Annotated in this window: 41 protein-coding genes; 10 read left to right on the plus strand and 31 right to left on the minus strand. The window is 58.0% G+C overall.

Annotated features, from left to right (window positions below; all coding sequences use genetic code 11):
- Window positions 1-11: 11 nt before the first annotated feature.
- From O9X62_RS02535 to ffh, 6 genes are all read right to left on the minus strand, one after another.
- Window positions 12-986, minus strand: coding sequence for a site-specific tyrosine recombinase XerD (locus O9X62_RS02535; RefSeq protein WP_269531203.1), 975 nt, complete (start codon window positions 984-986; stop codon window positions 12-14).
- A 75-nt stretch (window positions 987-1,061) separates the two neighbouring features.
- A complete protein-coding gene (gene rplS / locus O9X62_RS02540; protein WP_269531204.1) occupies window positions 1,062-1,436 on the minus strand; it encodes a 50S ribosomal protein L19 in 375 nt (124 codons plus the stop codon).
- 51 nt (window positions 1,437-1,487) lie between these two features.
- Window positions 1,488-2,261 (minus strand): tRNA (guanosine(37)-N1)-methyltransferase TrmD, encoded by a 774-nt coding sequence (trmD, locus tag O9X62_RS02545; RefSeq protein ID WP_269531205.1) that lies wholly within the window; start codon window positions 2,259-2,261, stop codon window positions 1,488-1,490.
- A gap of 1 nt (window position 2,262) precedes the next feature.
- Entirely contained in the window at window positions 2,263-2,811 is a 549-nt protein-coding gene (gene rimM, locus O9X62_RS02550; RefSeq protein ID WP_269531206.1) for a ribosome maturation factor RimM, read from the minus strand.
- A gap of 20 nt (window positions 2,812-2,831) precedes the next feature.
- Window positions 2,832-3,074 (minus strand): 30S ribosomal protein S16, encoded by a 243-nt coding sequence (rpsP, locus tag O9X62_RS02555; RefSeq protein WP_269531207.1) that lies wholly within the window; start codon window positions 3,072-3,074, stop codon window positions 2,832-2,834.
- A 112-nt stretch (window positions 3,075-3,186) separates the two neighbouring features.
- Entirely contained in the window at window positions 3,187-4,536 is a 1,350-nt protein-coding gene (gene ffh, locus O9X62_RS02560; protein ID WP_269531208.1) for a signal recognition particle protein, read from the minus strand.
- A 180-nt stretch (window positions 4,537-4,716) separates the two neighbouring features.
- Between ffh and O9X62_RS02565 the strand changes: the two genes are divergently transcribed.
- The 9 genes from O9X62_RS02565 (at window position 4,717) to O9X62_RS02605 (ending at window position 12,775) form a co-directional block, all read left to right on the plus strand.
- Entirely contained in the window at window positions 4,717-5,442 is a 726-nt protein-coding gene (locus O9X62_RS02565; RefSeq protein WP_269531209.1) for an inner membrane protein YpjD, read from the plus strand.
- Window positions 5,443-5,584: 142 nt separating this feature from the next.
- Window positions 5,585-7,297: a type IV-A pilus assembly ATPase PilB gene (gene pilB, locus O9X62_RS02570; protein ID WP_269531210.1), complete on the plus strand. Its 1,713-nt coding sequence runs from the start codon at window positions 5,585-5,587 to the stop codon at window positions 7,295-7,297.
- A gap of 20 nt (window positions 7,298-7,317) precedes the next feature.
- Window positions 7,318-8,544 (plus strand): type II secretion system F family protein, encoded by a 1,227-nt coding sequence (locus tag O9X62_RS02575; protein WP_269531211.1) that lies wholly within the window; start codon window positions 7,318-7,320, stop codon window positions 8,542-8,544.
- Window positions 8,545-8,546: 2 nt separating this feature from the next.
- Window positions 8,547-9,407 carry an A24 family peptidase gene (locus O9X62_RS02580; RefSeq protein ID WP_269531212.1) on the plus strand — a complete coding sequence of 287 codons (861 nt, stop codon included), beginning with the start codon at window positions 8,547-8,549 and terminating at the stop codon, window positions 9,405-9,407.
- An 11-nt stretch (window positions 9,408-9,418) separates the two neighbouring features.
- Window positions 9,419-10,039, plus strand: coding sequence for a dephospho-CoA kinase (gene coaE / locus O9X62_RS02585; RefSeq protein WP_269531213.1), 621 nt, complete (start codon window positions 9,419-9,421; stop codon window positions 10,037-10,039).
- 71 nt (window positions 10,040-10,110) lie between these two features.
- Window positions 10,111-10,869 carry a cell division protein ZapD gene (zapD, locus tag O9X62_RS02590; RefSeq protein WP_269531214.1) on the plus strand — a complete coding sequence of 253 codons (759 nt, stop codon included), beginning with the start codon at window positions 10,111-10,113 and terminating at the stop codon, window positions 10,867-10,869.
- A gap of 6 nt (window positions 10,870-10,875) precedes the next feature.
- Complete coding sequence (locus O9X62_RS02595; RefSeq protein ID WP_269531215.1) at window positions 10,876-11,055, plus strand: DNA gyrase inhibitor YacG; 180 nt, start codon at window positions 10,876-10,878, stop codon at window positions 11,053-11,055.
- Window positions 11,056-11,148: 93 nt separating this feature from the next.
- Window positions 11,149-11,904 (plus strand): GNAT family N-acetyltransferase, encoded by a 756-nt coding sequence (locus O9X62_RS02600; RefSeq protein ID WP_269531216.1) that lies wholly within the window; start codon window positions 11,149-11,151, stop codon window positions 11,902-11,904.
- A gap of 64 nt (window positions 11,905-11,968) precedes the next feature.
- A complete protein-coding gene (locus O9X62_RS02605; RefSeq protein ID WP_269531217.1) occupies window positions 11,969-12,775 on the plus strand; it encodes a 1-acyl-sn-glycerol-3-phosphate acyltransferase in 807 nt (268 codons plus the stop codon).
- On the opposite strand, the gene O9X62_RS02610 is transcribed toward O9X62_RS02605, so the two are convergent.
- On the minus strand, window positions 12,733-13,557 hold the full coding sequence (locus O9X62_RS02610) for a symmetrical bis(5'-nucleosyl)-tetraphosphatase (protein WP_269531218.1): 825 nt from the start codon (window positions 13,555-13,557) through the stop codon (window positions 12,733-12,735). The two genes, O9X62_RS02605 and O9X62_RS02610, sit on opposite strands and share 43 nt — an antisense overlap.
- Before the next feature lie 87 nt (window positions 13,558-13,644).
- Here O9X62_RS02610 and O9X62_RS02615 point away from each other — a divergent pair, with 87 nt between their 5' ends.
- Window positions 13,645-14,580 carry an HDOD domain-containing protein gene (locus tag O9X62_RS02615; RefSeq protein ID WP_269531219.1) on the plus strand — a complete coding sequence of 312 codons (936 nt, stop codon included), beginning with the start codon at window positions 13,645-13,647 and terminating at the stop codon, window positions 14,578-14,580.
- A 24-nt stretch (window positions 14,581-14,604) separates the two neighbouring features.
- Here the strand turns inward: O9X62_RS02615 and rplQ are convergent, their stop codons facing one another.
- The 24 genes from rplQ to rpsS form a co-directional block, all read right to left on the minus strand.
- Window positions 14,605-14,991: a 50S ribosomal protein L17 gene (gene rplQ / locus O9X62_RS02620; RefSeq protein WP_269531220.1), complete on the minus strand. Its 387-nt coding sequence runs from the start codon at window positions 14,989-14,991 to the stop codon at window positions 14,605-14,607.
- A 30-nt stretch (window positions 14,992-15,021) separates the two neighbouring features.
- Complete coding sequence (locus tag O9X62_RS02625) at window positions 15,022-16,005, minus strand: DNA-directed RNA polymerase subunit alpha (RefSeq protein WP_269531221.1); 984 nt, start codon at window positions 16,003-16,005, stop codon at window positions 15,022-15,024.
- 70 nt (window positions 16,006-16,075) lie between these two features.
- A complete protein-coding gene (gene rpsD, locus O9X62_RS02630; RefSeq protein WP_269531222.1) occupies window positions 16,076-16,696 on the minus strand; it encodes a 30S ribosomal protein S4 in 621 nt (206 codons plus the stop codon).
- A gap of 15 nt (window positions 16,697-16,711) precedes the next feature.
- A complete protein-coding gene (rpsK, locus tag O9X62_RS02635) occupies window positions 16,712-17,104 on the minus strand; it encodes a 30S ribosomal protein S11 (protein ID WP_269531223.1) in 393 nt (130 codons plus the stop codon).
- A gap of 17 nt (window positions 17,105-17,121) precedes the next feature.
- Window positions 17,122-17,484 carry a 30S ribosomal protein S13 gene (rpsM, locus tag O9X62_RS02640; protein WP_269531224.1) on the minus strand — a complete coding sequence of 121 codons (363 nt, stop codon included), beginning with the start codon at window positions 17,482-17,484 and terminating at the stop codon, window positions 17,122-17,124.
- A 71-nt stretch (window positions 17,485-17,555) separates the two neighbouring features.
- Window positions 17,556-17,669, minus strand: a complete 114-nt coding sequence (rpmJ, locus tag O9X62_RS02645) for a 50S ribosomal protein L36 (RefSeq protein WP_018748524.1) — start codon at window positions 17,667-17,669, stop codon at window positions 17,556-17,558.
- A gap of 29 nt (window positions 17,670-17,698) precedes the next feature.
- Window positions 17,699-17,917: a translation initiation factor IF-1 gene (infA, locus tag O9X62_RS02650; RefSeq protein ID WP_005674242.1), complete on the minus strand. Its 219-nt coding sequence runs from the start codon at window positions 17,915-17,917 to the stop codon at window positions 17,699-17,701.
- A 34-nt stretch (window positions 17,918-17,951) separates the two neighbouring features.
- Window positions 17,952-19,265, minus strand: a complete 1,314-nt coding sequence (gene secY / locus O9X62_RS02655) for a preprotein translocase subunit SecY (RefSeq protein ID WP_269531225.1) — start codon at window positions 19,263-19,265, stop codon at window positions 17,952-17,954.
- 22 nt (window positions 19,266-19,287) lie between these two features.
- A complete protein-coding gene (rplO, locus tag O9X62_RS02660; RefSeq protein ID WP_269531226.1) occupies window positions 19,288-19,722 on the minus strand; it encodes a 50S ribosomal protein L15 in 435 nt (144 codons plus the stop codon).
- Window positions 19,723-19,905 carry a 50S ribosomal protein L30 gene (rpmD, locus tag O9X62_RS02665; protein WP_269531227.1) on the minus strand — a complete coding sequence of 61 codons (183 nt, stop codon included), beginning with the start codon at window positions 19,903-19,905 and terminating at the stop codon, window positions 19,723-19,725.
- Entirely contained in the window at window positions 19,898-20,419 is a 522-nt protein-coding gene (gene rpsE, locus O9X62_RS02670; protein ID WP_269531228.1) for a 30S ribosomal protein S5, read from the minus strand. Before rpsE ends, rpmD begins: the two co-directional genes overlap by 8 nt.
- Window positions 20,420-20,428: 9 nt before the next feature.
- A complete protein-coding gene (rplR, locus tag O9X62_RS02675) occupies window positions 20,429-20,782 on the minus strand; it encodes a 50S ribosomal protein L18 (protein WP_269531229.1) in 354 nt (117 codons plus the stop codon).
- 12 nt (window positions 20,783-20,794) lie between these two features.
- Entirely contained in the window at window positions 20,795-21,328 is a 534-nt protein-coding gene (gene rplF / locus O9X62_RS02680; protein WP_269531230.1) for a 50S ribosomal protein L6, read from the minus strand.
- Window positions 21,329-21,337: 9 nt separating this feature from the next.
- Window positions 21,338-21,733, minus strand: coding sequence for a 30S ribosomal protein S8 (rpsH, locus tag O9X62_RS02685; protein WP_269531232.1), 396 nt, complete (start codon window positions 21,731-21,733; stop codon window positions 21,338-21,340).
- An 11-nt stretch (window positions 21,734-21,744) separates the two neighbouring features.
- Window positions 21,745-22,050 carry a 30S ribosomal protein S14 gene (gene rpsN, locus O9X62_RS02690; RefSeq protein WP_269531233.1) on the minus strand — a complete coding sequence of 102 codons (306 nt, stop codon included), beginning with the start codon at window positions 22,048-22,050 and terminating at the stop codon, window positions 21,745-21,747.
- Between the two features lie 8 nt (window positions 22,051-22,058).
- A complete protein-coding gene (rplE, locus tag O9X62_RS02695; protein ID WP_269531234.1) occupies window positions 22,059-22,598 on the minus strand; it encodes a 50S ribosomal protein L5 in 540 nt (179 codons plus the stop codon).
- A 10-nt stretch (window positions 22,599-22,608) separates the two neighbouring features.
- Window positions 22,609-22,926: a 50S ribosomal protein L24 gene (rplX, locus tag O9X62_RS02700; RefSeq protein WP_269531235.1), complete on the minus strand. Its 318-nt coding sequence runs from the start codon at window positions 22,924-22,926 to the stop codon at window positions 22,609-22,611.
- A 10-nt stretch (window positions 22,927-22,936) separates the two neighbouring features.
- Window positions 22,937-23,305 carry a 50S ribosomal protein L14 gene (gene rplN / locus O9X62_RS02705; protein WP_269531236.1) on the minus strand — a complete coding sequence of 123 codons (369 nt, stop codon included), beginning with the start codon at window positions 23,303-23,305 and terminating at the stop codon, window positions 22,937-22,939.
- A gap of 210 nt (window positions 23,306-23,515) precedes the next feature.
- Entirely contained in the window at window positions 23,516-23,779 is a 264-nt protein-coding gene (gene rpsQ / locus O9X62_RS02710) for a 30S ribosomal protein S17 (protein WP_269531237.1), read from the minus strand.
- Complete coding sequence (gene rpmC / locus O9X62_RS02715) at window positions 23,780-23,968, minus strand: 50S ribosomal protein L29 (protein WP_269531238.1); 189 nt, start codon at window positions 23,966-23,968, stop codon at window positions 23,780-23,782.
- Between the two features lies 1 nt (window position 23,969).
- A complete protein-coding gene (rplP, locus tag O9X62_RS02720) occupies window positions 23,970-24,386 on the minus strand; it encodes a 50S ribosomal protein L16 (RefSeq protein ID WP_269531239.1) in 417 nt (138 codons plus the stop codon).
- Window positions 24,370-25,074 (minus strand): 30S ribosomal protein S3, encoded by a 705-nt coding sequence (rpsC, locus tag O9X62_RS02725; protein WP_308446413.1) that lies wholly within the window; start codon window positions 25,072-25,074, stop codon window positions 24,370-24,372. The genes rplP and rpsC overlap by 17 nt, the downstream gene beginning before the upstream one ends.
- Before the next feature lie 7 nt (window positions 25,075-25,081).
- Window positions 25,082-25,411 (minus strand): 50S ribosomal protein L22, encoded by a 330-nt coding sequence (gene rplV / locus O9X62_RS02730; RefSeq protein ID WP_269531240.1) that lies wholly within the window; start codon window positions 25,409-25,411, stop codon window positions 25,082-25,084.
- A 9-nt stretch (window positions 25,412-25,420) separates the two neighbouring features.
- Entirely contained in the window at window positions 25,421-25,696 is a 276-nt protein-coding gene (rpsS, locus tag O9X62_RS02735) for a 30S ribosomal protein S19 (RefSeq protein WP_269531241.1), read from the minus strand.

Here is a 25,696-nt window from a genome sequence, read left to right on the forward strand (position 1 = left end):
TGTTTCGCTTTTCAGCTTCGGGTTTTGCGGCCGCGCGGATGATGCTCGGCATGCAGGGTAACCAGACGCGCCTTGGCTACATGGGTGTAGATCTGGGTAGTCGTGATATCGGCATGCCCCAGCAGCAACTGCACCACGCGCAGATCGGCACCGTGGTTGACCAGATGCGTCGCAAACGCATGACGCAGCACATGTGGACTCAACCGCGCTTCAGCAACGCCAGCATCCAGTGCATAACGTTTGACGATGAACCAGAAACCCTGGCGGGTCAGCGGCTCACCGCGGTGGTTCAGAAACGCCATGGGATGCGCTCTGCCCTGCATCAGCACCGGGCGGGACTCCGCCAGATAGCGCTGGAACAGCTCCACCGCCGGCATACCCATCGGCACCAGCCGCGTCTTGTCACCCTTGCCATGCTCGATGCGCACTGAGCCCTCGCGCAGACTGATCGCCGCCAGAGGCAGACTCACCAGCTCCGAGACCCGCAAACCACTCGCATACATCAGCTCCAGCATGGCACGGTCGCGCAGGCCCAGCGCCGTATCCGTATCCGGTGCCATCAGCAGCGCCTCGACCTCGGCTTCGGAGAGCGTCCTGGGCAAGGGGCGGACCAGCCTGGGGCCGGCGATATCGGCCGTCGGGTCTAGCGCAATGGCTTCGAGTTCGAGCCAGTACCCGTAGTAGCGGCGTAGTGCAGACAGCATGCGCGCCCTGGATGCCGGGCTTTTGCCTGCCGGCAGTTTGCTGCGCTCAGCCTTGGGTGCACGCTGGGCTGCTTCGTAATCAGCAGTCAGACAGGACTGGTAATCGCGCAGCTGCTCGCTCGATACCGCCAGCGTATGCATACCCTGTTGCCGCAACCAGTCGGCCCACTGCAACAAGTCGCGACGGTAGTTGCTGGCCGTATGCGCGGACCAGCCTTCCGACAGCCAGCAGGCGTCAATGAAGGTATCGATACGCTGGGCGTCGTCGTGAGGAAACTTCATGGCGAGCGATTATGGGCGAAAAAAAACGCGGCTGTCTTTCGACAACCGCGTTCTTGGCCGACAAGGTGTCGTGGCTTACGCCGCGGCAACCTTGCGCATCGGCAGCTTTTCCTTGATGCGAGCCGACTTGCCCGAGCGATCGCGCAGGTAGTACAGCTTGGCACGACGCACATCACCACGGCGCTTCACTTCGATAGCAGCTACCAGCGGCGAGTAGGTCTGGAAGGTACGCTCAACGCCTTCGCCCGACGAAATCTTGCGGACGATGAAGGAGCTGTTCAGACCGCGGTTACGCTTGGCGATGACCACGCCTTCGTAAGCCTGCAGACGTTCACGGTTACCTTCCTTCACCTTGACCTGGACGATCACGGTGTCGCCAGGGGCGAATTCAGGAATGGTTTTGCCCAGGCGGGCGATTTCTTCTTGTTCCAGCTTTGCGATGAGGTTCATCGTCAATACTCCGGTTGCTTGAAACTTGTTCCTTCTCTCGTCAGACCGGGATCATTGATCCGGATCCGGCGATTCCGCATCCTGTTCGGCGCGGAACTCGCGTAGAAGCCGAGTTTCCTCTTTTGTCAGCTGGCGGTTCTCAAGCAGTTCCGGGCGACGCAACCAGGTGCGTCCCAGAGATTGCTTCAGGCGCCAGCGCCTGATCGCCGCATGATTTCCCGAAAGCAGAACTTCCGGAACAGTCATGCCGCAATACGCTTCAGGACGGGTGTAATGCGGGCAATCCAGCAACCCGTCCACAAAACTGTCTTCATGCGCCGAGGCCGCATCGTTGAGCACCCCGGGCAACTGCCTTACCACCGCGTCGATCAGCACCATCGCGGGCAATTCGCCCCCCGTCAGCACATAGTCGCCAATCGAGATTTCCTCATCGACCTGACGACTGATCACGCGTTCATCAATACCTTCATACCGCCCGGCCAGCAGGATCAGGCCGGGCTCGGCCGCCAGCTGCATCACCTTGGCGTGCGTCAGCGGACTGCCTTGCGGCGACAGATACACCACCCGGGAGCGGCTTGCGCCAGCCTTGGCTTGCGCAGCCTTGGCATCCGCAATAGCTGCCTCCAGTGGCGCCGGCATCATGACCATGCCAGGCCCGCCCCCGTAAGGACGGTCATCCACACGCCGATAGTTATCGGTCACATAGTCCCGCGGATTCCAGCAACGCAGGCTGTAGATGCCGGCATCCTGTCCCCTCTGGGTCATGCCCTGTTCGCTGATTGCAGCAAACATGGCAGGAAAAATCGTGATGACGTCAAACTGCACGTCAGTAGTCCAGACCCCAGTCCACCCGGATGGAGCGGGCTGTCAGATCAACATCCAGCACCACCGCCTTGACGAACGGCACCAAGCGCTCGGCATCGGCAGACTTGATCACCAAGACGTCGTTGGCGCCGGTGCTGAGCAGGTTATCCACCGTACCCAGCGACTCGCCCTGGACATTGAATACCGCCAGACCGATCAGGTCGGCCCAGTAGTACTCTCCGTCCTCGGCCTGCGGCATAGCCGAGCGTGGAATCGCAATCGTCATACCCTTGAGGGCAAACGCGCGGTCACGGTCATCCACACCCTCCAGCTGTGCGGACAGGTGCTTGGGGTGCACAGCAGCATCTTTGACAGCATATTGCTGCCAGACGCCGTTACGGCCCAGCCACCAGGTGTCGTAATCGAGCAGGCTGTCTGCATGCTCGGTGTCCGCCACCACTTTGACCCAGCCGCGGATACCAAAAGCACCCGCAACAAAACCCATCGGGACCAGATCAGCAGGCGTACCTGCCGATGCGGCTGCGATGGGCTGATTGCTCGCCGGCTTCATGACGGCGCGGTCCGGCCAGCTTAAGCCGGCAGACGCTTGACGAGCTTCTTGACGCTGTCAGCCAGCTGAGCGCCCGTACCCACCCAGTAGTTCAGACGGTCGGCGGCAATGCGCAGGCCTTCCTGACCATCCTTGGCAGTCGGGTTGTAGAAACCGATACGCTCGATGAAACGACCGTCACGGCGGCAACGCTTGTCAGCCACCACAACGTTGAAGAACGGACGATCCTTGGCGCCACCACGGGCAAGGCGAATTACAACCATTGTATTTTTCCCAATGAATTAGGCGAAGAAAGCCGGGCATTCTACGGCCGCACCGCCATCGGAGCAAGAAAATCTTTGAAAGCTCAAGTAATTAGCGCACATCGCACCGGATTTACAGCCCCGGTAGCGAGCCACGCATACCCTTCATCATCTTGAACAGATTCTTGCCAGAGAACTGCTTCATCATTTTCTGCATGTCTTCGAACTGCTTGAGCAGGCGATTGACTTCCTGCACCGACACGCCGGCACCCGCCGCAATGCGACGCTTGCGGTTGGCTTTGATGAGCTCCGGCTTACGGCGCTCCAGCGGCGTCATCGAATTGATGATGCCTTCGACGCGGCGGATGGCCTTGTCGGCTTCCGGCCCCTGCATGGCCTGACTCATCTGGCCCATGCCCGGCAGCTTGTCCATCAGGCTGGCCATGCCACCCATCTTGCGCATCTGCAGGATCTGCGACTTGAAGTCCTCAAGATCGAACGACTTGCCGGACTTCATCTTCTTCGCGAGCTTTTCGGCCTCTTCGACATCAACCGTTTTCTGCACCTGCTCGATCAGGCTGAGTACGTCGCCCATGCCGAGGATTCGGGATGCCAGGCGGTCCGGATGGAAAGGCTCGATGCCATCGACCTTTTCGCCCACGCCGATGAACTTGATCGGCTTGCCGGTAACTGCACGCACCGACAAGGCCGCGCCACCGCGGGCATCGCCATCCAGCTTGGTAAGGATCACACCGGTCAGCGGCAGCGTCTCACCGAAGGCCTTCGCCGTGTTGACCGCATCCTGACCCTGCATGGCATCCACCACAAACAGGGTTTCCACCGGATTGATCGCAGCGTGCACCTGCTTGATCTCGGCCATCATCGCCTCATCAATTGCCAGGCGACCTGCCGTATCCACAATCAGCACATCAAAGAAATGGCGCTTGGCGTGATCCAGCGCGGCCAGCGCAATCTGCACCGGCGCCTGCGAGGGATCGGACGGGAAGCACTCGACGTCAACCTGCGACGCCAGCATCTTGAGCTGCTCAATGGCTGCCGGGCGATACACGTCAGCCGATACCACCAACACTTTCTTGCGCAGCGTCTCCTTGAGCCGCTTGGCCAGCTTGCCGGTCGTTGTCGTCTTGCCGGCACCCTGCAAGCCGGCCATCAAGACCACGGCTGGCGGTACAGCCGCCAGATTGAGGGCGTCGTTTTCCTCGCCCATCAACTTCTTGAGCTCTTCATGCACCACGCCGATCACGGCCTGGCCCGGGGTAAGGCTGCCGATCACATCCTGACCGAGCGCGCGCTCCTTGACCTGGGCAATGAAGGTTTTCACCACAGGCAGGGCGACATCCGCCTCTAGCAGCGCCATGCGGACCTCGCGCATGGCATCGCTGATATTGTCCTCATTGAGTCGCGCATGACCCCGCAGGGTCTTGACGACGGATGTCAGCCGGCTTTGCAAGTTGTCGAACATGGGAGTTATTCTCAATCGGCGCCATCAGACGCTCTGTTACACTCGAATCGACATAGTTTAACCGAGTTGCCAGCCCCGATCCCGATGACACTCTGGTCCTCCCCCCTTTATGCCCTCCTTGTCTGGCTAGCCTATGCCGGCATCGCCGCGTGGTTGTTATGGCGTCGACCACAAACCGACATGGCAAACGCCCAAACCACGCAACGCCTTGGCCACTGGCCGCTGGCACTGGTGGCACTGTGTCACGCTCCAGCCGCCTTCATGCCGCTGGCAAGCCAGGCGCCGCACTTTGGCGCCGCAGAGGCGCTGAGCCTGCTCACCTGGATCGCCGTGATCATCTATTGGGTCGCGGCCTGGCTGATACGCGTCGATGGCCTGCAAACCATTCTGGTGCCCGTCGCCGCAACGGTACTGGGACTCAGCCTGCTGATTCCGCCTGGACATGCCACCCCTTGGCTCGCCAAGCCCTTGATGCAGCTGCACTTTGGCATCGCCATGCTGGCGTATGGCTTTCTGGCCGTCGCGGCGGGTCTGGCCATCCTGATGCGGCTGGCCGACGCCAAGCTGCACCGGCCATCCCAGACCCTGCTTGGTCAACTTCCCCCTCTGCTTGCGCTGGAACGTGTCATGTTCTCCACCTTGGGCCTGGGGTTTGCCTTGCTGACTGCCACCCTGGCAACCGGTGTCGTTTTTTCGGAACTGCTGTTCGGTGCCCCAGCCCGCCTCAATCACAAGGTGCTTTTCTCGCTGACCGCCTGGATGATCTTTGGCGGCTTGCTCTGGGGCAGGCTGGTCCGGGGCTGGCGCGGGCGGCTGGCCGTCAACTGGACATTGGCGGGCTTTGCCGCCTTGCTGTTGGCATATGTAGGCAGTCGTTTTGTGCTCGACATTGTGTTGCAACGCTAGGCAAAAGCGTCCCGGCGGCATCGCCAAGTCAAGTGCAGCAAGGCTTTGCGCCTTTACAGGGAAACTTGACAAAGGCATTATTTGTGCCAGCCTCCACTAATATGGCGCCACTATTGCGCGCCGAAGCAAGGACGCACGCACCATGTCGCAAGCCCCCCTTCCGCTCTCCGGTATTGCTCGCGCACTTGTGCAACAGGGCAGGCTGCCGGCCGCCGACGCGGAGGCCATCCAGGCACAGGCGCAATCCAGCAATACAGGCTTTGTCCAGGCCGCTATCGCCAGCAAAAAACTGACCGCCCTGCAGATTGCCGAATTTTCCTCGCTGACTTTCGGCTATCCGCTGATCGACCTCGCCCAGCTGGACTCTGCCTACCTGCCCACAGGCGCACTGGATGCCAAGCTGATGCAGATGCGGCGGATCGCACCGCTGTTCAAGCGCGGCACCAAGCTGTTCGTCGCCATCTCCGACCCTACCGACACGCAGGCACTGGAAGACGCCAAGTTCCAGACCGGCGCCGTCATCGAACCCATTGTGGTCGAAGACCCCAAGCTGGGGCAGCTGATTGACAAGCTTGTCGAAGCCAGCGGCGCAAAGTTGCGCGACATGGTTGCAGACCAGGAAGATCTGGATCTTGGTGGCGGCGATGCCGCAGACGACACGCCCGAGACCAGTACCGCGGAGGTCGACGATGCCCCTGTCGTCAAGTACATCCAGAAAGTCCTGCTGGACGCCATCAATGGTGGCGCCTCGGATATTCATTTCGAGCCTTACGAGAAGTTCTACCGAATCCGGTATCGCATTGACGGTGTTCTGCGCGAAGTTGCCCAGCCCCCCTTGGCCATCAAGGAAAAGATCGCCTCGCGTATCAAGGTAATCTCCAAGCTCGACATCTCAGAAAAGCGCATCCCTCAAGACGGCCGCATGAAGCTGGTGCTGTCTAAAACACGTGCCATCGACTTCCGGGTTTCCACGCTGCCAACGCTGTTCGGCGAAAAAATCTGTATGCGGATTCTGGATCCCAGCTCCGCCACCTTGGGCATTGATGCCCTGGGCTATGAGCCGGACCAGCGCGCGGCCTTGCTGGAAGCAGTCCATCGGCCCTATGGCATGGTACTGGTCACAGGCCCGACCGGCTCCGGCAAAACGGTGTCGCTGTATACCTGCCTGAATATCCTGAACGAGCCCGGCATCAATATCGCAACTGCCGAAGATCCTGCTGAAATCAATCTCCCCGGCATCAATCAGGTCAACGTCAACGACAAAGCCGGCCTGACTTTTGCGGCGGCACTCAAATCCTTCCTTCGGCAAGATCCCGACATCATCATGGTGGGTGAAATCCGCGATCTGGAAACCGCCGACATCGCCATCAAGGCGGCGCAAACCGGCCACATGGTGTTCTCGACGCTGCACACCAATGACGCACCTGCCACGCTCTCGCGTATGCTCAATATGGGCATTGCGCCCTTCAATATCGCCTCTTCCGTCATCCTGATCACGGGGCAGCGCTTGGCGCGCCGTCTGTGTTCCGCCTGCAAGAAGCCAGTCGACATCCCACCGGAGGCTTTGTTGCGGGCCGGGTTTACCGAGGCAGATCTGGATGGTAGCTGGCAACCTTACGGCCCGGTGGGGTGCGATGTCTGCAAAGGCACGGGCTACAAAGGCCGCGTGGGCATTTATCAAGTGATGCCGATATCCGAGGAAATGCAGCGAATCATCATGGCTCAGGGCAACTCGATCGATATCGCCGACCAGGCCAAACGCGAGGGCATCCGCGATCTGCGTCAGTCAGGCCTGCTCAAGGTCAAACAAGGCATGACCTCGCTTACCGAGGTTGAAGCCGTTACCAACGAATAGCGCTCAGGGGAGCTAGCCATATGGCTGTGGACAAGAAAAAGGCTCAGGTCAAAGAGCACGCCTTCTCCTGGGAGGGCAAGGATAAAACCGGCAAAGTCATCAAGGGTGAGATGCGTGCCGGCGGTGACGCAGTTGTCCGTGCGAACCTGCGGCGGCAAGGCATCAATGTCATCAAGATCAAGAAACAGTCCCGCTCGATGGGCAAGAAGATCACCGAGAAGGACATCACCTTTTTCACGCGCCAGATGGCCGTGATGATGAAGTCAGGCGTCCCGCTGCTCCAGGCTTTCGACATCGTCGCCAAAGGGCACAGCAACCCCAGCGTGACCAAGCTGCTGCTCGACATCAAGAATGATGTAGAAACCGGCGCCAGCCTGACACAGGCTTTTCGCAAGCATCCGCTCTATTTCGACCAGCTGTTTTGCAATCTGGTCCAAGCGGGTGAACAAGCCGGTATTCTGGATAGTCTGCTCGATCGCTTGGCCACGTACAAAGAAAAGATCCTGGCCATCAAGGGCAAGATCAAGTCGGCCCTTTTTTACCCGGCGGCCATTGTGGTGGCGGCATTTGTCGTCATCAGCATCATCATGATTTTCGTGATCCCCGCGTTCAAGGACCTTTTTTCCGGCTTTGGTGCGGACTTGCCGGGCCCCACCCAGCTAGTCATCGATATTTCAGAAATTTTCCTGGGCTACTGGTGGGCCATTTTCGGTGGTATCGGTGGCGGCATCTATGCGCTGCTGCAGCTGAAAAAGCGCTCGAAGAAGTTCCAGAACTGGATAGACCGGACCGCGTTGAAACTGCCGATATTCGGTGAGGTGCTGCGAAAAGCCACCATCGCACGCTGGACCCGTACCATGTCCACCATGTTCGCAGCGGGCGTCCCCTTGGTCGAAGCCTTGGACTCTGTGGGCGGCGCCTCAGGCAACATCATTTACTCCGACGCAACGAAAAAGATCCAGACCGAGGTCAGCACCGGTACCAGCCTGACCGTCGCCATGCAAAACAGCGAAGTCTTTCCGCCAATGGTGCTGCAGATGGTTGCCATCGGCGAGGAGTCGGGCGCGCTGGATGCGATGCTGGGGAAGATCGCCGACTTCTTCGAACAGGAAGTCGATGAGGCTGTCGATGCATTGACCAGCCTGATGGAGCCCATGATCATGATGGTGCTGGGTCCGATTATCGGCGGCATCATCATTGCCATGTATCTGCCCATCTTCAAGATGGGTGCCGCCGTTGGCGGCTAAGCATGCTGATTGACCTGCTGATTCAGTCGCCAGCGGCTTTTACCGCATTTTCGCTCATCCTGGGCCTGATGGTCGGTAGCTTTCTGAATGTCGTCATTCACCGGCTGCCCGTGATGATGGAGTCGGCATTCCGGGACGAGTGCACCCAGTTCCTGGCCACGACCGAAACCGAAGCGCCGCAACGCCCTAGCTACAATCTTGTTGTACCTCGTTCCGCCTGTCCTGCCTGCAACACCCAGATCGCCGGCTACGACAACATCCCGGTGATTTCCTGGTTGTGGCTCAAAGGACGCTGTCGTCACTGCAGCGCCGCCATTTCACCACGATACCCGCTGGTCGAACTGGCTACTGGTCTGTTAACGGCCGCGCTGGCCTGGCACTTTGGCTGGGGGATGCAGGTCGCGGGGGCGATGCTCTTTGCCTGGGCACTGATTGCATTGTTCGGCATCGACGCGGATACCTATCTGCTGCCGGACAGCATTACCCTGCCCCTGCTGTGGTTGGGCCTGCTCTTCAATACCGCAGGCACATTCGTTCCCCTACATGATGCCGTGATTGGCGCCGCTGCCGGCTATCTCTCGCTCTGGCTGGTTTACTGGGCATTCAAGCTCACCACGGGCAAGGAGGGCATGGGCTACGGGGACTTCAAGCTGCTTGCCGCGATCGGGGCCTGGCTGGGCTGGCAGAACTTGCCCATCGTCATCCTGCTGTCGTCCGTGGTCGGTGCCGTCATCGGCATCGTATTGACCTTGCTGGCTCGTCGGGGCTGGAGCAAACCACTACCTTTTGGTCCCTATCTCGCCACCGCGGGTTTGGCCGCGATGATCTGGGGCCCAGTGCTGAGCCAGACGATCTGGTCTTAGCCAACGTGTCCATGCAGATCATCGGCCTTACTGGCGGCATCGGCTCTGGGAAGTCAACCGTCGCCAATCTGTTTCGCGACCTGGGCGTCCCGCTTGTCGATACCGACTTGATCGCCCATCAGCTGGGGCAAGCGGGCGCAGATGGCGCCGCGGCCGTGTTGCGCCTGTTCGGCCCAGACTATCTCACCGCTGATGGCGCAATAGACCGCCCCAGGCTGCGCGAACGCGTGTTTGGCGACACCGTCGCACGCAAAGCGCTAGAGGCCGCCTTGCACCCTCTGATCCGGCACCAAGTAGCGGCACAGCTTGCTGCCTTGCCATCCGACACGCCCTACTGCCTGCTGGTCGTCCCCTTGCTGGTCGAGACTGGGGCATATGCCGACATCATTGATCAGACTTGGGTGGTGGATTGCGATGAAAGCCAGCAGATCGACCGGGTCATGGCTCGCAGCCAGCTAAGTCGCGAGCAAGCCATGGCGATCATGGCCACTCAAGCCAAACGAGAGACGCGCCTGGCGCATGCCGATATCGTCATCCCTAACACAGGCAGCGAAGGCGATCTGCGTTCAGCAGTTAAGGTATTACATGCAAATACCTTGCAAGCTTCTGAATCCTCGCGAAAAAACCCATGATGGATTTGTCAAAACCTTGCGAATCCCGCACAATCGTTCGCTAATGCTGTAGCGGCAACTTGCCTATCAACGTGACCTCCTACGAATTCCCTGTTACCGAGCGCATCCGCACACTGCTGCGGCTGGAAGATCTTTACGATCGCGCCATTTTCTTTGCGGACAGGGAACATCCGCTGGAACATCACGCCTCGCTGCTTTGCCTGTTCGAAATCATGGAAGTTGCCAGCCGCGCCGATCTGAAATCGGACTTGCTGCAAGAGCTGGATCGTCAGCGCCAGACGCTGGAAGCATTGCGCGACAATCCGCAAATTTCGGAGTCAGCGCTGGAAGCAGTCCTGGCCGATATTGAGCAGACGCATGCCCGGCTTCTGGAGCCTACGGGTAAATTTGCCCAGCACCTGCGCGAGAACGAATGGCTGATGGCCATCAAGCAACGCTCGACGATTCCCGGCGGCGTCTGCGAGTTTGATCTTCCCTCCTATCACTTCTGGCAGCAGAAACCCGCTACGGAGCGGCATCAGGCATTGGCCGCTTGGCTTGAGCCCATGCTGCCGATCAAGGACGGCATCGACATTGTGTTACGCATTCTGCGCAACAGTGCCAAAGTCGTACCGCTCACGGCCAAACAAGGCGCATTTCAACAGATGTCCGGCGGCAAACTGGTTCAGCTGCTGAAGATCACGGTGCCATCTGATCTGCCCTATGTGCCGGAATTATCGGCCAACAAGTATGCGATCAATGTCCGCTTTGTTTCTCCCGTCGCCAACTCGGATCGTCCCCGCCAATGCGAGCACGATGTCGACTTCGTCCTCGCCTTCTGTAATCTGTAATCTGCTATGCCGCTAGAAGTCGACTGTCCACAATGTGGCACGCGCACCCCTTGGAATAGCGCCAATCCGTCCCGCCCTTTCTGCTCGGAACGCTGCAAGCTGATTGACCTTGGCTTGTGGGCCAACGAGCAGTACCGCGTTCCCGGCGAGCCACTGGATACAACGCCGATACCGCCAGAGGCGTGATCGCGTCACCAATCCTTCATCACCTCGTCATCCAGCCGTCACTGCCAGCACTTAATTTCGCTTCGTTGCCAACACAACAGAAAGCGGGACAACATGCTGCAGCAAGCCACCAGATCCGCACCTCAACTCACCCGACAACTCACGGTGAGACTGGCGCAAACCGCCGATGAAGTCAGGGAAGCGCAGGCACTTCGTTTCAAGGTGTTCGCCGAAGAGATGGGCGCTCGTCTCTCCAGCCGCACAAGCGGCCTGGATGTCGACCTGTTCGACGCGCACTGTGATCACCTGATCGCCAGGGATGAGGATACCGGCGAAGTTGTCGGTACATATCGCATCCTCCCGCCAGCCCGCGCGCGTGCCCTGGGTGGCTACTATTCGGATACGGAATTCGACCTCACCCGTCTTCAACACATCCGGGATCGCATGGTTGAGGTGGGGCGATCCTGCGTACACCCTGACTACCGCAACGGCACCACTATCGCATTGCTTTGGGCCGGTTTGGCTGACTACATGCATCGCGGCAATCATGACTATCTTGTCGGTTGTGCGAGCATCAGCATGGCCGACGGCGGCCATGTCGCTGCCAGCCTTTACCGGCAGCTCAAACGCACCTCACTCGCGCCCGTAGAGTGGCGTGTCACCCCTCGTTGCGCCTTACCCCTCGATGCACTGGACGGTGATCGGCCTGCGGTGCTGCCTCCCCTGATCAAGGGGTATCTGCGTGCAGGTGCCTTTGTGTGTGGCGAGCCCGCATGGGATCCCGATTTCAATACAGCCGACCTGCTGATTCTCTTGCCAATGCAACAACTCAATCAGCGGTATATGCGTCACTTCATCGGCACCCGATAACCAGCCGGTGCCCTCACGCTGACTGACAGCCACGGTAGCAGACGCTACACTCGTGGCTGTCATCATGATTACATCCACTCCTCGCCTATTGCGCCTCTGGCGACTAGCCCGACTGCTTTTCCACTTTGCCCGAGGCATCGCGGAAGTCGGCCTGATCTTCAAGCATCGCCCCCAGGAGGCGCAGGAAGCCACCGTACGGCGCTGGTCCCGAAAGCTCTGCGATATCCTGAGCATCCATATCGAGGTGGTCGGCACCCCGCCTGTGGCCCACGTCGGGCGGACCATGGTGGTGGCCAACCATGTGTCCTGGCTGGACATTTTCGTCCTTAACGCTGTCGTTGCCTCGCGCTTCGTGGCCAAGTCCGAAGTCCGCGCATGGCCGTTGCTAGGCTGGCTATGCCATCACAGCGGCACCTTGTTTGTGCAGCGTGAACGGCGTCACGATACGCGGCGCGTTAACCAGGAGATCAGTGATGCGCTAGTGGGCCTTGATCTGGTCAGCGTCTTTCCCGAAGGAGGAACAACTGACGGTCTTGATGTGGCTAGGTTCAATGCATCCCTGCTACAGCCAGCGATTGATGTTGAGGCCAAACTAGCACCTGCTGCACTTTGCTATCTGACTGCCGATGGCCACAGGACCATTGCGGCTGCGTATGTCGGAGAGATGAGTCTTCTGGACTCAATCCGGCAGATTCTGGCAGAACCCCATATCACGGCACGCGTTCACTACCTGCCCATACTGCCGAGCAAAGGGCTCCAGCGCCGCGAACTAGCCGCAGCAGCTCATCATGAGATCAGGCAGATCGTCCACAAGCCCTTGCAGGACCATCACTCCCAGGATGTAACACGCGCCTGTCGGGACGCTACCTGATAGACACGGTCATCTTCCAGCCTGACCGCGGTCAGACTGCCGCCCCAGACGCACCCGGTATCCAGCGCCACAATGTCGTCGCGTATCAGCAATCCCAGCGCAGACCAGTGGCCACACACCACCCTGATCGACCTGCTCAACCTTGCGGGGTGATCAAACCATGGCAACAGATGTGTTGGCGCGCCGGAAGTCTCCCCCTTGTACTTGAAGTCAATCTCGCCCTCCTGATCGATCAGACGCATACGCGTACAAGCATTGACTACGAGACGGTGGCGGCTGATCCCCTCCAGATCATCTGACCAGGCTGCAGGCTGGTTACCATACATGGCAGACAAAAAGGCATCGCCCGCCGGACCACTCAATAACGTCCTCACCTCATTCGACAAGGACAAGGCCTGCTCAGCCGTCCAAGCCGGCATCAGGCCAGCGTGAACAAACAGGTGCCCATCAAGGGACATGACCAAAGGCTGGGCGCGTAACCAATCGGTGAGCACTTCCGCATCCTCGGCGACGAGTAGCGGCTCCAGCGTGTCCCCCCGCTTCTGCTTGGCAAAACCGCGATGTACCGCCAGAAAATGCAGGTCATGATTACCCAGCACGATGTGGACGTGGTCACGCCTAGCGTAGGCCCAGCGAAGAACCGGCAAGGACAGGGGGCCGCGATTAACCAGATCCCCGACAAGGATCACCCTATCGACGTCCGGATTCACCTCGATATCATCATACAAGGCCACCAACTCCTCGAAGCAGCCTTGCACATCACCAATTGCGTACGTTGCCATCAATACCTCACCGCGGGTCCATCTAGGCCACGCAGATAGCATGGCGTCTTTCCAGGCCAGAAACTAGACTGGCACAAGGAGGTATGCATGTCAGAACCCTTTCCAAACAGCATTGAGGCCTGGATAAAGCATTTCGAATCCAACACCATCCCCATCCTCACCAAAACGCGATCTGCGCTACAGGCACTGATTGCGAAAGGCGATGATGCCACGGTGCTGGACCTCGCACAGATTGTGCGGCATGACGCGCTGCTGGCCCTGCAAGTGCTGCGATACCTGCAAAGTCATCGCTCGCGACAGCAGCATACCGATGTCACCACTGTCGAAAGGATCATCCTGATGGTGGGTGTAAACCCCCTGCTGGATGCCTATGCGCAATGCACCACGGTAGAGGAACTGCTCGGCGAGCACGGCGGCGCACTGCACGTGGTTCGCTCCATCATGTTCCGTGCGCATCACGCAGCCTGCTGTGCCGAGGTGTGGGCAGGCTACCGCCATGATATTGACGGCACCGAGGTTGTTACAGCCACCCTGCTCCGCGACATTGCCGAGATATTGATCGCCTGCTTCGCACCCAAGCTCGCACTACGCATTCGCGCGATGCAACAAATGGACAGACGACTGCGCAGCGCCATGGCTCAAAAAGCAGTCCTGGGCTTCCCTTACATAGACCTGCAAATGGCGATGGTGGAGCAATGGAAGCTGCCACCAACACTTCGCATGCTGATGGATGAGCACCACGCAGAACATCCCAGGGTGAAAACGGTATCAACGGCGGTCGCCTATGCTCGCCATACATCGACAAGCTGGACAGACGCCGCCATACCGGATGATATCCAGGCAGTCGCCGACATGACCCGCCTTGGCTACGATAAAGCCATACATGTGACCCTGGAGGCCAGCCGGAAAGCGTATACATCGTGGGCTTGGTACAGCGATACCGAACCCGCTCCGCCGCCTGCGGACAAAGCCATGCAGGAGGAACTATCCGATGACAACACACAAACAAAAAGCCAGCCCTGAGGCTGGCTTTTTGTTATGGCTTGCTTAGGCCTCGACGGCTTCAGCTACTTCAGGGCGGTCAACTAGCTCGACCAGCGCCATAGGCGCGTTATCACCTTGACGGAAACCATACTTCAAAATACGAAGATAGCCGCCATTACGATTCTTATAGCGCGGACCCAGCACGTCGAACAGCTTGATCGTCAACTCACGATCACGCGTACGATCGAATGCCAGACGCAGATTCGCCACAGAGCGCTCTTGCTTACCCAAGGTAATCAGGGGCTCTGCAACACGGCGCAGCTCTTTGGCCTTGGGCAACGTTGTCTTGATGACTTCGTGCTTCAGCAGGGCGTTAGCCAGATTACGCAGCATAGCCAGACGATGGCTCGTCGTACGGTTCAGCTTGCGATTACTTTGACGGTGACGCATGTTGGTTATTCCTTCTCTTTACAGCCTGGATCAGGGCTTTTCCAAGCCGACTGGAGGCCAATTTTCCAGCTTCATGCCGAGGGTCAGACCCTTGGATGCCAGCACTTCCTTGATCTCGTTCAAGGACTTGCGGCCCAGATTCGGCGTCTTCAGCAGTTCGGTTTCGGTACGCTGGATCAGGTCACCGATGTAGTAGATGTTCTCGGCCTTGAGGCAGTTCGCAGAACGGACTGTCAGCTCCAGATCATCAACCGGACGCAGGAGAATCGGGTCGACTTGAGGAGCGCGCGGCGCCTCAGGTTCAACTTCGGTGCTCTTGAGGTCGGCAAAGACCGACAGCTGCTCAACCAGAACACGTGCCGCATAGCGCACGGCCTCTTCCGGATCGATCGAGCCGTTGGTCTCGATATCCATGACCAGCTTGTCCAGATCGGTGCGCTGCTCTACGCGAGCGCTCTCAACGGCATAGCTGACACGGCGGATCGGACTAAACGAAGCATCAAGCAGAATCGAACCGATATTTCGGCCCTCTTCCTTGTCAAGACGGACGACGGCAGGTTGGTAGCCGCGACCCTTCTCGACTTTGATTTCCATCGTCAGCTTACCACCCGAAGACAGGTTGGCAATGACGTGATCCGGATTCACGATCTCGACGTCATGAGGAACTTCGATATCGGATGCCTTGACCAAACCCTCGCCGTCCTTTTTCAGGCTCAACAAGGCCTCGGAACGACCATGCAGCTTCAATACCACGCCCTTGAGATTCAGCAGGATGTCCACGACATCTTCCTGAACGCCATCCAGTGCGGAGTATTCGTGCAGAACACCTTCAATCTTGACTTCAGTCGGAGCATAGCCCGGCATCGACGACAGCAGGATACGACGCAATGCATTGCCGAGCGTATGGCCGTAACCACGCTCAAACGGCTCCATCACGACACGCGCCTGGGTAGACGACGACGCCTGCACATCAATGATGCGGGGTTTCAGCAAGTCATTCGCATTGCTTTGCATAAACAATCAATCCCTTTATCGAAACGAGCGACGAACCGGCCTGGCCGGTTCGTCCATTAATCAAGCCCAATTACTTCGAGTAGAACTCGACGACGAGCTGCTCGTTGATGTCGCTGGACAGGTCGCTGCGTTCAGGAGCGCTCTTGTAGACACCCTCCATCTTCTTGCCATCGACGCTTACCCAGCCGGGGAAACCGATCTGCTCAGCAAGCGACAGGGCTTCCTGAATGCGAACCTGCTTCTTGGACTTGTCGCGAATCGCCACCACATCACCGGCCTTGACCTGGAAAGATGCGATGTTGACCACTTCACCGTTCACGGTGATCGACTTGTGGCTAACCAGCTGACGAGCTTCGGAACGGGTGGAGCCGAAGCCCATGCGATACACCACGTTGTCGAGGCGGGCTTCAAGGATCTTCAACAGGTTTTCACCGGTCGAACCCTTGCGACGCGACGCTTCTTCAAAGTAGCGGCGGAACTGGCGTTCGAGAACGCCATAAATACGACGGATCTTTTGCTTCTCACGAAGCTGAACACCGAAGCCCGACAAGCGCGGCTGCTTTGCGCCGTGCTGACCAGGTTTGGTATCCAATTTGCACTTGCTGTCCAGCGAGCGACGAGCGCTCTTCAGGAACAGGTCAGTGCCTTCACGACGCGAAAGCTTACATTTCGGTCCGATATAACGTGCCATCTCGGGTCTCCGGAATTAAATACGACGCTTCTTCGGCGGACGACAGCCGTTGTGCGGTACGGGGGTAACGTCGGAAATGCTGGTGATCTTGAAACCCAGCGCATTCAACGCACGCACAGCGGAGTCGCGGCCTGGACCGGGACCCTTGATACGCACTTCGAGGTTCTTTACACCATATTCCTGGGCAACTTTACCAGCCTGCTCCGCAGCTACCTGAGCTGCAAAGGGTGTACTTTTCCGAGAGCCCTTAAAACCAGCACCGCCCGAGGTAGCCCAGGAGAGAGCATTCCCTTGGCGATCAGTGATGGTCACGATGGTGTTGTTGAAAGAAGCGTGAACGTGCACGATCCCTTCAGAAACAACCTTCTTGACTTTCTTCCGTACACGCACTGTGTTTGCTTTAGCCATTGCGATTCCTTAAGTGCTTACTTCTTGCCGGCGATAGCCTTACGCGGTCCCTTGCGGGTGCGGGCGTTCGTCCGGGTGCGCTGGCCACGTACGGGCAAGCCGCGACGATGGCGCAGACCACGGTAACAACCGAGGTCCATAAGGCGCTTGATACTCATAGTGACTTCACGGCGGAGGTCACCCTCAACCGTGAACTTGGCGACTTCTTCGCGCAGCTTGTCGAGTTCAGCTTCCGTCAGATCCTTCACCTTGCGGTTGCCAGGAATGGCGGTTGCTGCACAGATAGCTTGAGCGCGAGTCTGTCCGATGCCGTAAATGGCCTGAAGGCCAATCACGGTATGCTGATGATTGGGAATATTAACCCCAGCAATACGGGCCATGATTCTCGTTACCCCAAATGTAAAAAGTCGTCGATTCTAGCACCAAGTCGACTCGACAGCAAACTGTCGAATCAGCCTTGACGTTGCTTGTGCCGCGGATCGGTGCAAATAACACGCACAACCCGATTACGGCGGATGATCTTGCAATTGCGGCAGATCTTCTTGACCGAAGCTTGAACTCGCATCGCTCTATCCTTTCTTTCAATAACCCACGCTACTTCGCGCGGAACACAATACGAGCACGGGACAGATCATAGGGCGTAAGTTCCACCGTAACCTTGTCACCCGGGAGGATGCGGATATAGTGCATCCGCATCTTTCCCGAGATATGACCCAGAACAACATGTCCGTTCTCCAGCTTTACGCGAAACGTGGCATTGGGAAGATTCTCCAACACCTCGCCCTGCATCTGAATGACGTCTTCCTTCGACATGACCCGTGCTAGCAATTCTCATCGGCAATGCCGATTAACCCGCCTTGAAGTTTGCCTTTTTCAGCAAACTTTCGTACTGATGTGACAGCAAGTAGGACTGGACCTGCGCCATGAAGTCCATTGTCACCACAACCACAATCAACAACGACGTGCCGCCGAAGTAGAAGGGAAGACTCCACTGCAACAGCAAGAACTCAGGAATCAAGCAAACCGTCGAGATGTAGACCGCGCCGATCAAAGTCAGTCGCAAAATCACCTTTTCGATGTACTTGGCGGTTTGATCTCCCGGGCGAATGCCTGGAATGAACGCCCCACTCTTCTTCAAGTTCTCTGCCGTCTCCTTGGGGTTGAACACCAAGGCCGTGTAGAAGTAACAAAAGAAAACAATTGCTGCCGCATACAACAAAACATAGAGCGGTTGGCCAGGGTGCAACATATCGCCAACACGCTTGAGCCAAGACACCGACTCTGAACTGCCTGTCCACGACAGTACCGTCGCCGGGAACAAGATGATGCTGGATGCAAAGATCGGAGGGATCACGCCGGCCATATTGAGTTTCAGTGGCAGGTGTGTACTCTGACCCTGAACAACGCGATTGCCCATTTGGCGCTTGGCGTAGTTGACCAGCACCTTGCGCTGACCTCGCTCGACAAACACCACACCAGCAACCAAGAGGATCACCGCACCACCCAAAGCCAAGACCAACAGGATCGGCAATGCCCCTTGATTGGTAAGCTCGAGTGTCTGCGCAACCGCGGCCGGAAGTCCGGATGCGATACCCGCAAAAATCAGGATAGAGATACCGTTGCCCAGACCACGCTCGGTGATCTGCTCACCAAGCCACATCAGGAACATGGTGCCCGTAACCAGTGCAACCACCGTCGTGAAGTAAAACTCACCCTGCCCGGTCATGACCAAGTTGGGTGTGCGATACAGCATGACAGCGATACCAAAGCTCTGGAATGTCGCCAGAATTACAGTCGCATATCGCGTGTACTGCGTGATCTTCCTGCGCCCCGCCTCGCCCTCTTTCTTCAACTCTTTCAGACTAGGAATGACTTCGCCAGCCAACTGAAGAATGATGGACGCGGATATGTACGGCATGATCCCGATAGCGAGCACCGAAAAACGCGACAGTGCACCACCAGAAAACATGTTGAACATATTCAGAAGGCCGGCCGACCCCTTCGATGTATCGAAGAGAGCGGCCAGCTCAACTGGATTGATGCCAGGCACAGGGATATGGGCGCCGATCCGATAAACGATCAAGGCCCCGATAAGGAACCAGATCCGCTGTTTCAGATCTGCAAACTTGCTGGCGGTACTCGCCGTTGCAGGATTGGCCACGTTATCGCCTTATTTCAACGCATCACTCGGCAATGCTGCCGCCAACGGCTTCCAGGGCGGCGCGCGCGCCGGCAGTTGCCGACACACCACGCAGCTTGACAGCCTTCTCAACCTTACCGGCAAGAATCAGCTTGGCAGCCTTGGCGCTTTGCGGCACCAGACCGACTTGCTTCAACGTCAGCAAGTCTGCTTCATCAACGGGCAGGCTGTTCAGGTCACCCACGCGAACTTCCACGGTGTGACCCTTGGTCAGCGACTTGAAGCCGCGCTTGGGCAGGCGACGTTGCAAGGGCATCTGACCACCCTCGAAACCGACCTTGTGGAAACCACCCGAGCGAGACTTCTGACCCTTGTGGCCGCGGCCGCAGGTCTTGCCAAGGCCGGAACCGATGCCACGGCCTACGCGCTTGCTGGCGTGCTTCGCACCCTCAGCAGGTTTGATCGTGTTGAGTTCCATTTAAGCCTCGCACTTCAACAAATAACTGATCTTGTTGATCATGCCGCGATTGGAAGGGGTGTCGATCACTTCAACCGTCTGATTCAGACGACGAAGACCGAGACCACGCGCACACGCTTTGTGTGCTTCCAGACGACCGATCAGGCTCTTGACCAGCGTTACCTTGATGGTTGCATTAGCCATTTGCCTCTACCCCCAGAATGTCCTCAACGGACTTGCCACGCTTGGCAGCAACTTCCGCCGGGCTGCGCAGGCGGGACAAACCGTCCAGCGTTGCACGCACCAGGTTGTAAGGATTGGTGGAGCCGTGGCACTTGGCCGAGATGTTGGTAACACCCATCACCTCGAACACAGCACGCATCGGACCACCGGCCTTGATACCCGCACCTTCGGGCGCCGGCTGGATCAGCACGCTGGTCGCACCATGCTTGCCGACAACAGCATGCTGGACGGTACCGTTGCGCAGATTGATTTTCACCAGCTTGCGGCGAGCTTCTTCCATTGCCTTTTGCACAGCAACAGGCACTTCCTTGGACTTGCCCTTGCCCATGCCAACGCGGCCATCACCATCACCAACAACGGTCAATGCGGCGAAACCCATGATCCGGCCACCCTTCACCACCTTGGTGACGCGGTTGACACTGATCATCTTTTCCCGCAAGCCGTCGCCGCGATCTTCGATTTCAGACTTAGCCATGATTACTCCTTAGAATTCGAGGCCAGCTTCACGGGCGGCTTCGGCAAGTGCCTTGACGCGACCGTGGTAATGAAAGCCGGAGCGATCGAAAGCAACACTGGTAATGCCCGCCGTTTTCGCCTTCTCGGCGATCAGCTTGCCAACCAGGGCAGCAGCAGCGATGTTGCCGCCATTGGCGACATCCTTGCGGACACCGACTTCCAGCGTCGAGGCGCTGGCAAGCACCTTGTCGCCAGACGCATCGATGATCTGAGCGTAGATGTGGCTGTTGGTGCGGTGTACAGCAAGGCGCACCTTGTTCAAGCCAGCGATACGGGCACGGGTTTTGCGGGCCCTGCGCAAGCGCGATTCGTTCTTGTCCATGATCAGCCTCGATTACTTCTTCTTGGTTTCTTTCAGGACCACCACTTCGTCGCTATAGCGAACACCCTTACCCTTGTAGGGCTCAGGAGCGCGATAAGCGCGAATCTCGGCGGCAACCTGACCGACCTGTTGCTTGTCAGCACCCTTGAGCACGATCTCGGTCTGCGTCGGCGTTTCCACCTTCACGCCAGCCGGCATCTTGTGTGCAACGGGGTGCGAAAAACCAAGGGTCAGATTGAGCGTATCGCCCTGAGCCTGAGCGCGGTAACCCACGCCTACCAGATTCAGCTTGCGCTCAAAGCCCTTGGAAACACCGGTGACCATGTTGTTCAGCAATGCACGCATCGTGCCGGACATGGCGCGAGCATGCTTGCTGTCATCCAGCGCCTTGAAAGTCAGGGCATTGTTCTCGACAGCAATTTCGACAGCAACATCGACAGGGCGCGAGGCAGTGCCCAGCGGGCCCTTGACGACGATATCGCCACCAGCAATCTTGACTTCAACACCGGCGGGCAGTGCGATGGGGTTCTTAGCTACGCGTGACATGGAGCCTCCTTACGCCACGAAGCAAAGCAGTTCGCCACCGATACCCTGAGCACGAGCCTTGCGGTCCGTCATGACGCCCTGAGAGGTGGAGACGATTGCGATGCCCAAGCCATTCATAACCTTGGGAATATCATCAACGCCCTTGTAGATACGCAGACCGGGCTTGGACACGCGATCCAGGCGCTCGATCACCGGACGACCGGCGTAGTACTTCAGCTCGATGTCGAGCTGGGGCTTCTTTTCATCGCCAGTAACGGCGAAGTTTTCGATATAGCCTTCATCCTTGAGCACGGCAGCAATCGCTACCTTGATCTTGGAGGAGGGCATGCCGACCGCAGGCTTGTCCGCGCGCTGAGCGTTACGGATGCGGGTCAGCATATCGGCGATGGGATCATGCATACTCATTCGTGATCTCCTTACCAGCTGGCCTTGACAACACCCGGGATCTCACCGCGCATCGCGATTTCGCGAAGCTTGTTGCGAGCGAGACCAAACTTGCGGAACACACCACGTGGACGGCCAGTGACCGAACAGCGGTTGCGCAGACGCGTGGGGTTGGCGTTGCGAGGCAGGGCCTGCAGTTTGAGGCGAGCGGCAAAGCGCTCTTCATCACTGAGGTCCTGGTTATTGATGATTGCCAGCAGCTGCTCGCGCTTAGCGGCGAACTTCGCCACCAGCTTTTCGCGCTTTCCCTGACGATTGATCAAAGCGAGTTTAGCCATGGCAAACCTCAGTTCTTGAACGGAAACTTGAACGCAGCAAGAAGCGCACGGGCCTCTGCGTCCGTCTTCGCGGTCGTGGTGATCGTGATGTTCATGCCACGGATCGCGTCGATCTTGTCGTATTCGATTTCCGGAAAGATGATCTGCTCACGGACACCCATGTTGTAGTTGCCACGGCCGTCGAACGACTTGCCGGACACGCCACGGAAGTCACGAACACGCGGCAACGCGATGGTGACCAGGCGGTCCAGAAATTCGTACATGCGCTCACGACGCAGCGTGACCTTGCAACCCACGGGGTAGTTGTCGCGAATCTTGAAGCCGGCAATCGACTTCTTCGACAGCGTGACAACAGGCTTTTGACCCGTGATCTTGGTCAGATCGCCAACAGCGTGATCCATGACTTTCTTGTCAGCAACCGCTTCGCCAACGCCCATGTTCACCGTGATCTTCTCGATACGCGGCACTTCCATGATCGACTTGTAGCCGAACTGCTTGGTCAGCTGCGGAACGACGGTTTCTTTGTAGAACTCTTGCAAACGAGCCATCTTCTACCCCTTAGCCCCCGACCACTTCGCCGTTCGACTTGAAGACGCGCACTTTCTTGCCGTCATCAAGCAGCTTGAACCCGACGCGGTCAGCCTTTTGAGTTGCCTTATTGAAGATGGCGATATTGGAAACATGCATAGGCATGGTCTTATCAACAACACCACCAGCGACACCGCGAACCGGATTCGGCTTCTGGTGCTTCTTGACGATGTTCACGCCCTCGACAACCACCTTGTCGCCAACCAGCACGCGCAGCACAGTGCCACGCTTGCCTTTGTCTTTACCGGTAATGACGACGACTTCGTCGCCCTTGCGAATCTTGTTCATGCGCTTCCCCTTACAGCACTTCAGGCGCAAGCGAGACGATCTTCATGAATCGCTCGGTACGCAGCTCACGCGTCACCGGCCCGAAAATACGGGTACCGATCGGCTCGAGCTTGGTGTTAAGAAGCACTGCGGCATTGCCATCAAACTTGATCAATTGACCATCAGGACGACGGACACCCTTGGCAGTGCGAACAACGACGGCGTTATAAACGTCGCCCTTCTTCACGCGGCCGCGCGGCGCTGCATCCTTGATGCTGACCTTGATGATGTCACCCACCGAGGCATAACGGCGCTTGGAGCCACCCAACACCTTGATGCACATCACGGAGCGCGCACCAGTGTTGTCAGCAACATCCAGCATGGATTGCATTTGAATCATGAATAAACTCCAACTTAACCCGTCAAAACTGCCGGCAAGCCCGGCAGCGCCGCAGCGAGCCACGGCACAACGGCCAGTTTTGGACCCCGAAGGGGAGAAAACCCGAGCAGCGAGAAATGCCACCCGAGAAATAAGCAGGGCATTCTACACAAAGTAGAATGCCCTTGCAAGCGAACAGCTTTCTATACTAGCGCAAAACGCGCCAATACATCAAGCGCCGCGCGCCTTCTCAACCAGAGCCGTCACAATCCAAGCCTTGGTCTTGGAAATGGGGCGGGTTTCCTGGATGGTCACAACATCACCCTCACCATAGGCGTTGGCTTCATCGTGCGCGTGGTACTTCTTGGAAAGACGGATCACCTTGCCATACAGCGGGTGCTTGACCTTGCGCTCGACGAGCACAACGACAGTCTTGTCCATCTTGTTGCTTACTACGCGGCCGGTCAACGACCGCTTCAGTTTGGTCTCGGTCATTTACGCCACCTTTTGAGCCAGAATGGTGCGCACGCGAGCAATATCACGGCGCACGCGCTTCAGTTCGCTGGTCTTGGCAAGCTGCTGGGTAGCCAGCTGCATGCGCAGACCGAACTGGGCCTTCAGGAGCGAGGTGAGCTCAGCCTTGAGCTCATCGACCGACTTGTTACGCAATTCAGTCGCTTTCATCTCACTGCCCCACATGTCGGGTTACGAAAGTCGTCGCAATCGGCAGCTTGGCGGCAGCCAGACGGAAGGCTTCGCGGGCGAGGGTCTCGTCCACACCATCCATCTCGTACAGCACCTTGCCAGGCTGAATTTCGGCGACGTAGTAGTCCGGGCTACCCTTACCGTTACCCATACGGACTTCGGCAGGCTTGGACGAGATCGGCTTGTCCGGGAAGACACGAATCCAGACGCGACCACCCCGCTTGATATGACGGGTCATGGCGCGACGCGCGGCTTCGATCTGACGGGCGGTCAGGCGACCGCGGCCGATAGCCTTGAGGCCCCACTCACCGAAGCTAACCTTGTTACCGCGGGTAGCGACGCCGGTGTTACGGCCCTTCTGCTGTTTGCGGTACTTGAGTCTAGTTGGCTGCAGCATTTCGAGGCCCCTTTCGCGGCTTGCGTTCGGCTTGTTCCGGCTGAGCGGCCACTTCCTGGCCAGCCTTCACTTCACCCTTGTAAACCCACACCTTGATACCGATCACGCCGTACGTGGTCATGGCTTCGGAGGTTGCGTAGTCGATATCGGCACGCAGGGTGTGCAAGGGCACACGGCCTTCGCGATACCACTCAGTACGAGCGATTTCGATACCATTCAGACGGCCCGACGACATGATCTTGATGCCCTGCGCACCCAGACGCATGGCGTTCTGCATCGCGCGCTTCATGGCACGACGGAACATCACGCGCTTTTCCAGCTGGGCAGCAATGGAATCGGCGATCACTTGCGAATCGATTTCCGGCTTGCGGATCTCTTCGATGTTGATGTGCACAGGCACACCCATCAGCTTGACGAGATCGCGCTTGAGGACTTCGATGTCTTCACCCTTCTTACCGATCACGACACCCGGACGGGCGCTGTGAATGGTGATGCGGGCGTTCTTGGCGGGGCGCTCAATGACGATGCGGCCTACCGAGGCGTGCGACAACTTTTTCTTCAGGAACTCACGGACCTTGATGTCTTCTGCAAGCATGGCCGGGAAATTACGGCTGCTGGCATACCACTTCGAAGCCCAGTTCTTGGTGACGGCCAAACGAAAGCCGATCGGATGAATTTTCTGTCCCATATCGTCCTCACTCGCCCACGGTCAGGGTGATGTGGCAAGTTTGCTTCTCGATGCGATTACCGCGGCCTTTGGCACGAGCGGTAAAGCGCTTCAGCGAAGTGCCCTTGTCCACGTAAATGGTCGTCACCTTGAGGGCGTCGATATCGGCGCCGTCGTTGTGCTCGGCATTGGCAATCGCCGAGAGCAACAGCTTCTTGATGATGACCGCGCCCTTTTTGGGGCTGAACGTCAGAATATTGATGGCGTGCTCAACGGGCTTGCCGCGCACCAGGTCTGCGACCAGGCGTGCTTTTTGAGCCGAGAGACGTGCGCCATTCAAAGTAGCGGAAGTTTGCATGGCAGCACCTTACTTCTTGGCTTTTTTGTCGGCGGCGTGACCCTTGAACGTCCGGGTCAGCGAGAACTCGCCCAACTTGTGGCCCACCATGTTCTCGTTCACATACACGGGAACATGCTGCTTACCGTTGTGCACCGCGATAGTCAGACCGACGAAGTCGGGCAACACGGTGGAACGACGGGACCAGGTCTTGATGGGGCGCTTGTCATTGGTGGCGCGAACTGCTTCGATCTTCTTGAGCAGATGGGCGTCAACAAACGGGCCTTTTTTAACGGAACGAGCCAT

The sequence above is a fragment of the Chitinimonas sp. BJYL2 genome (assembly GCF_027257935.1).
GTDB lineage: Bacteria > Pseudomonadota > Gammaproteobacteria > Burkholderiales > Chitinimonadaceae > Chitinimonas.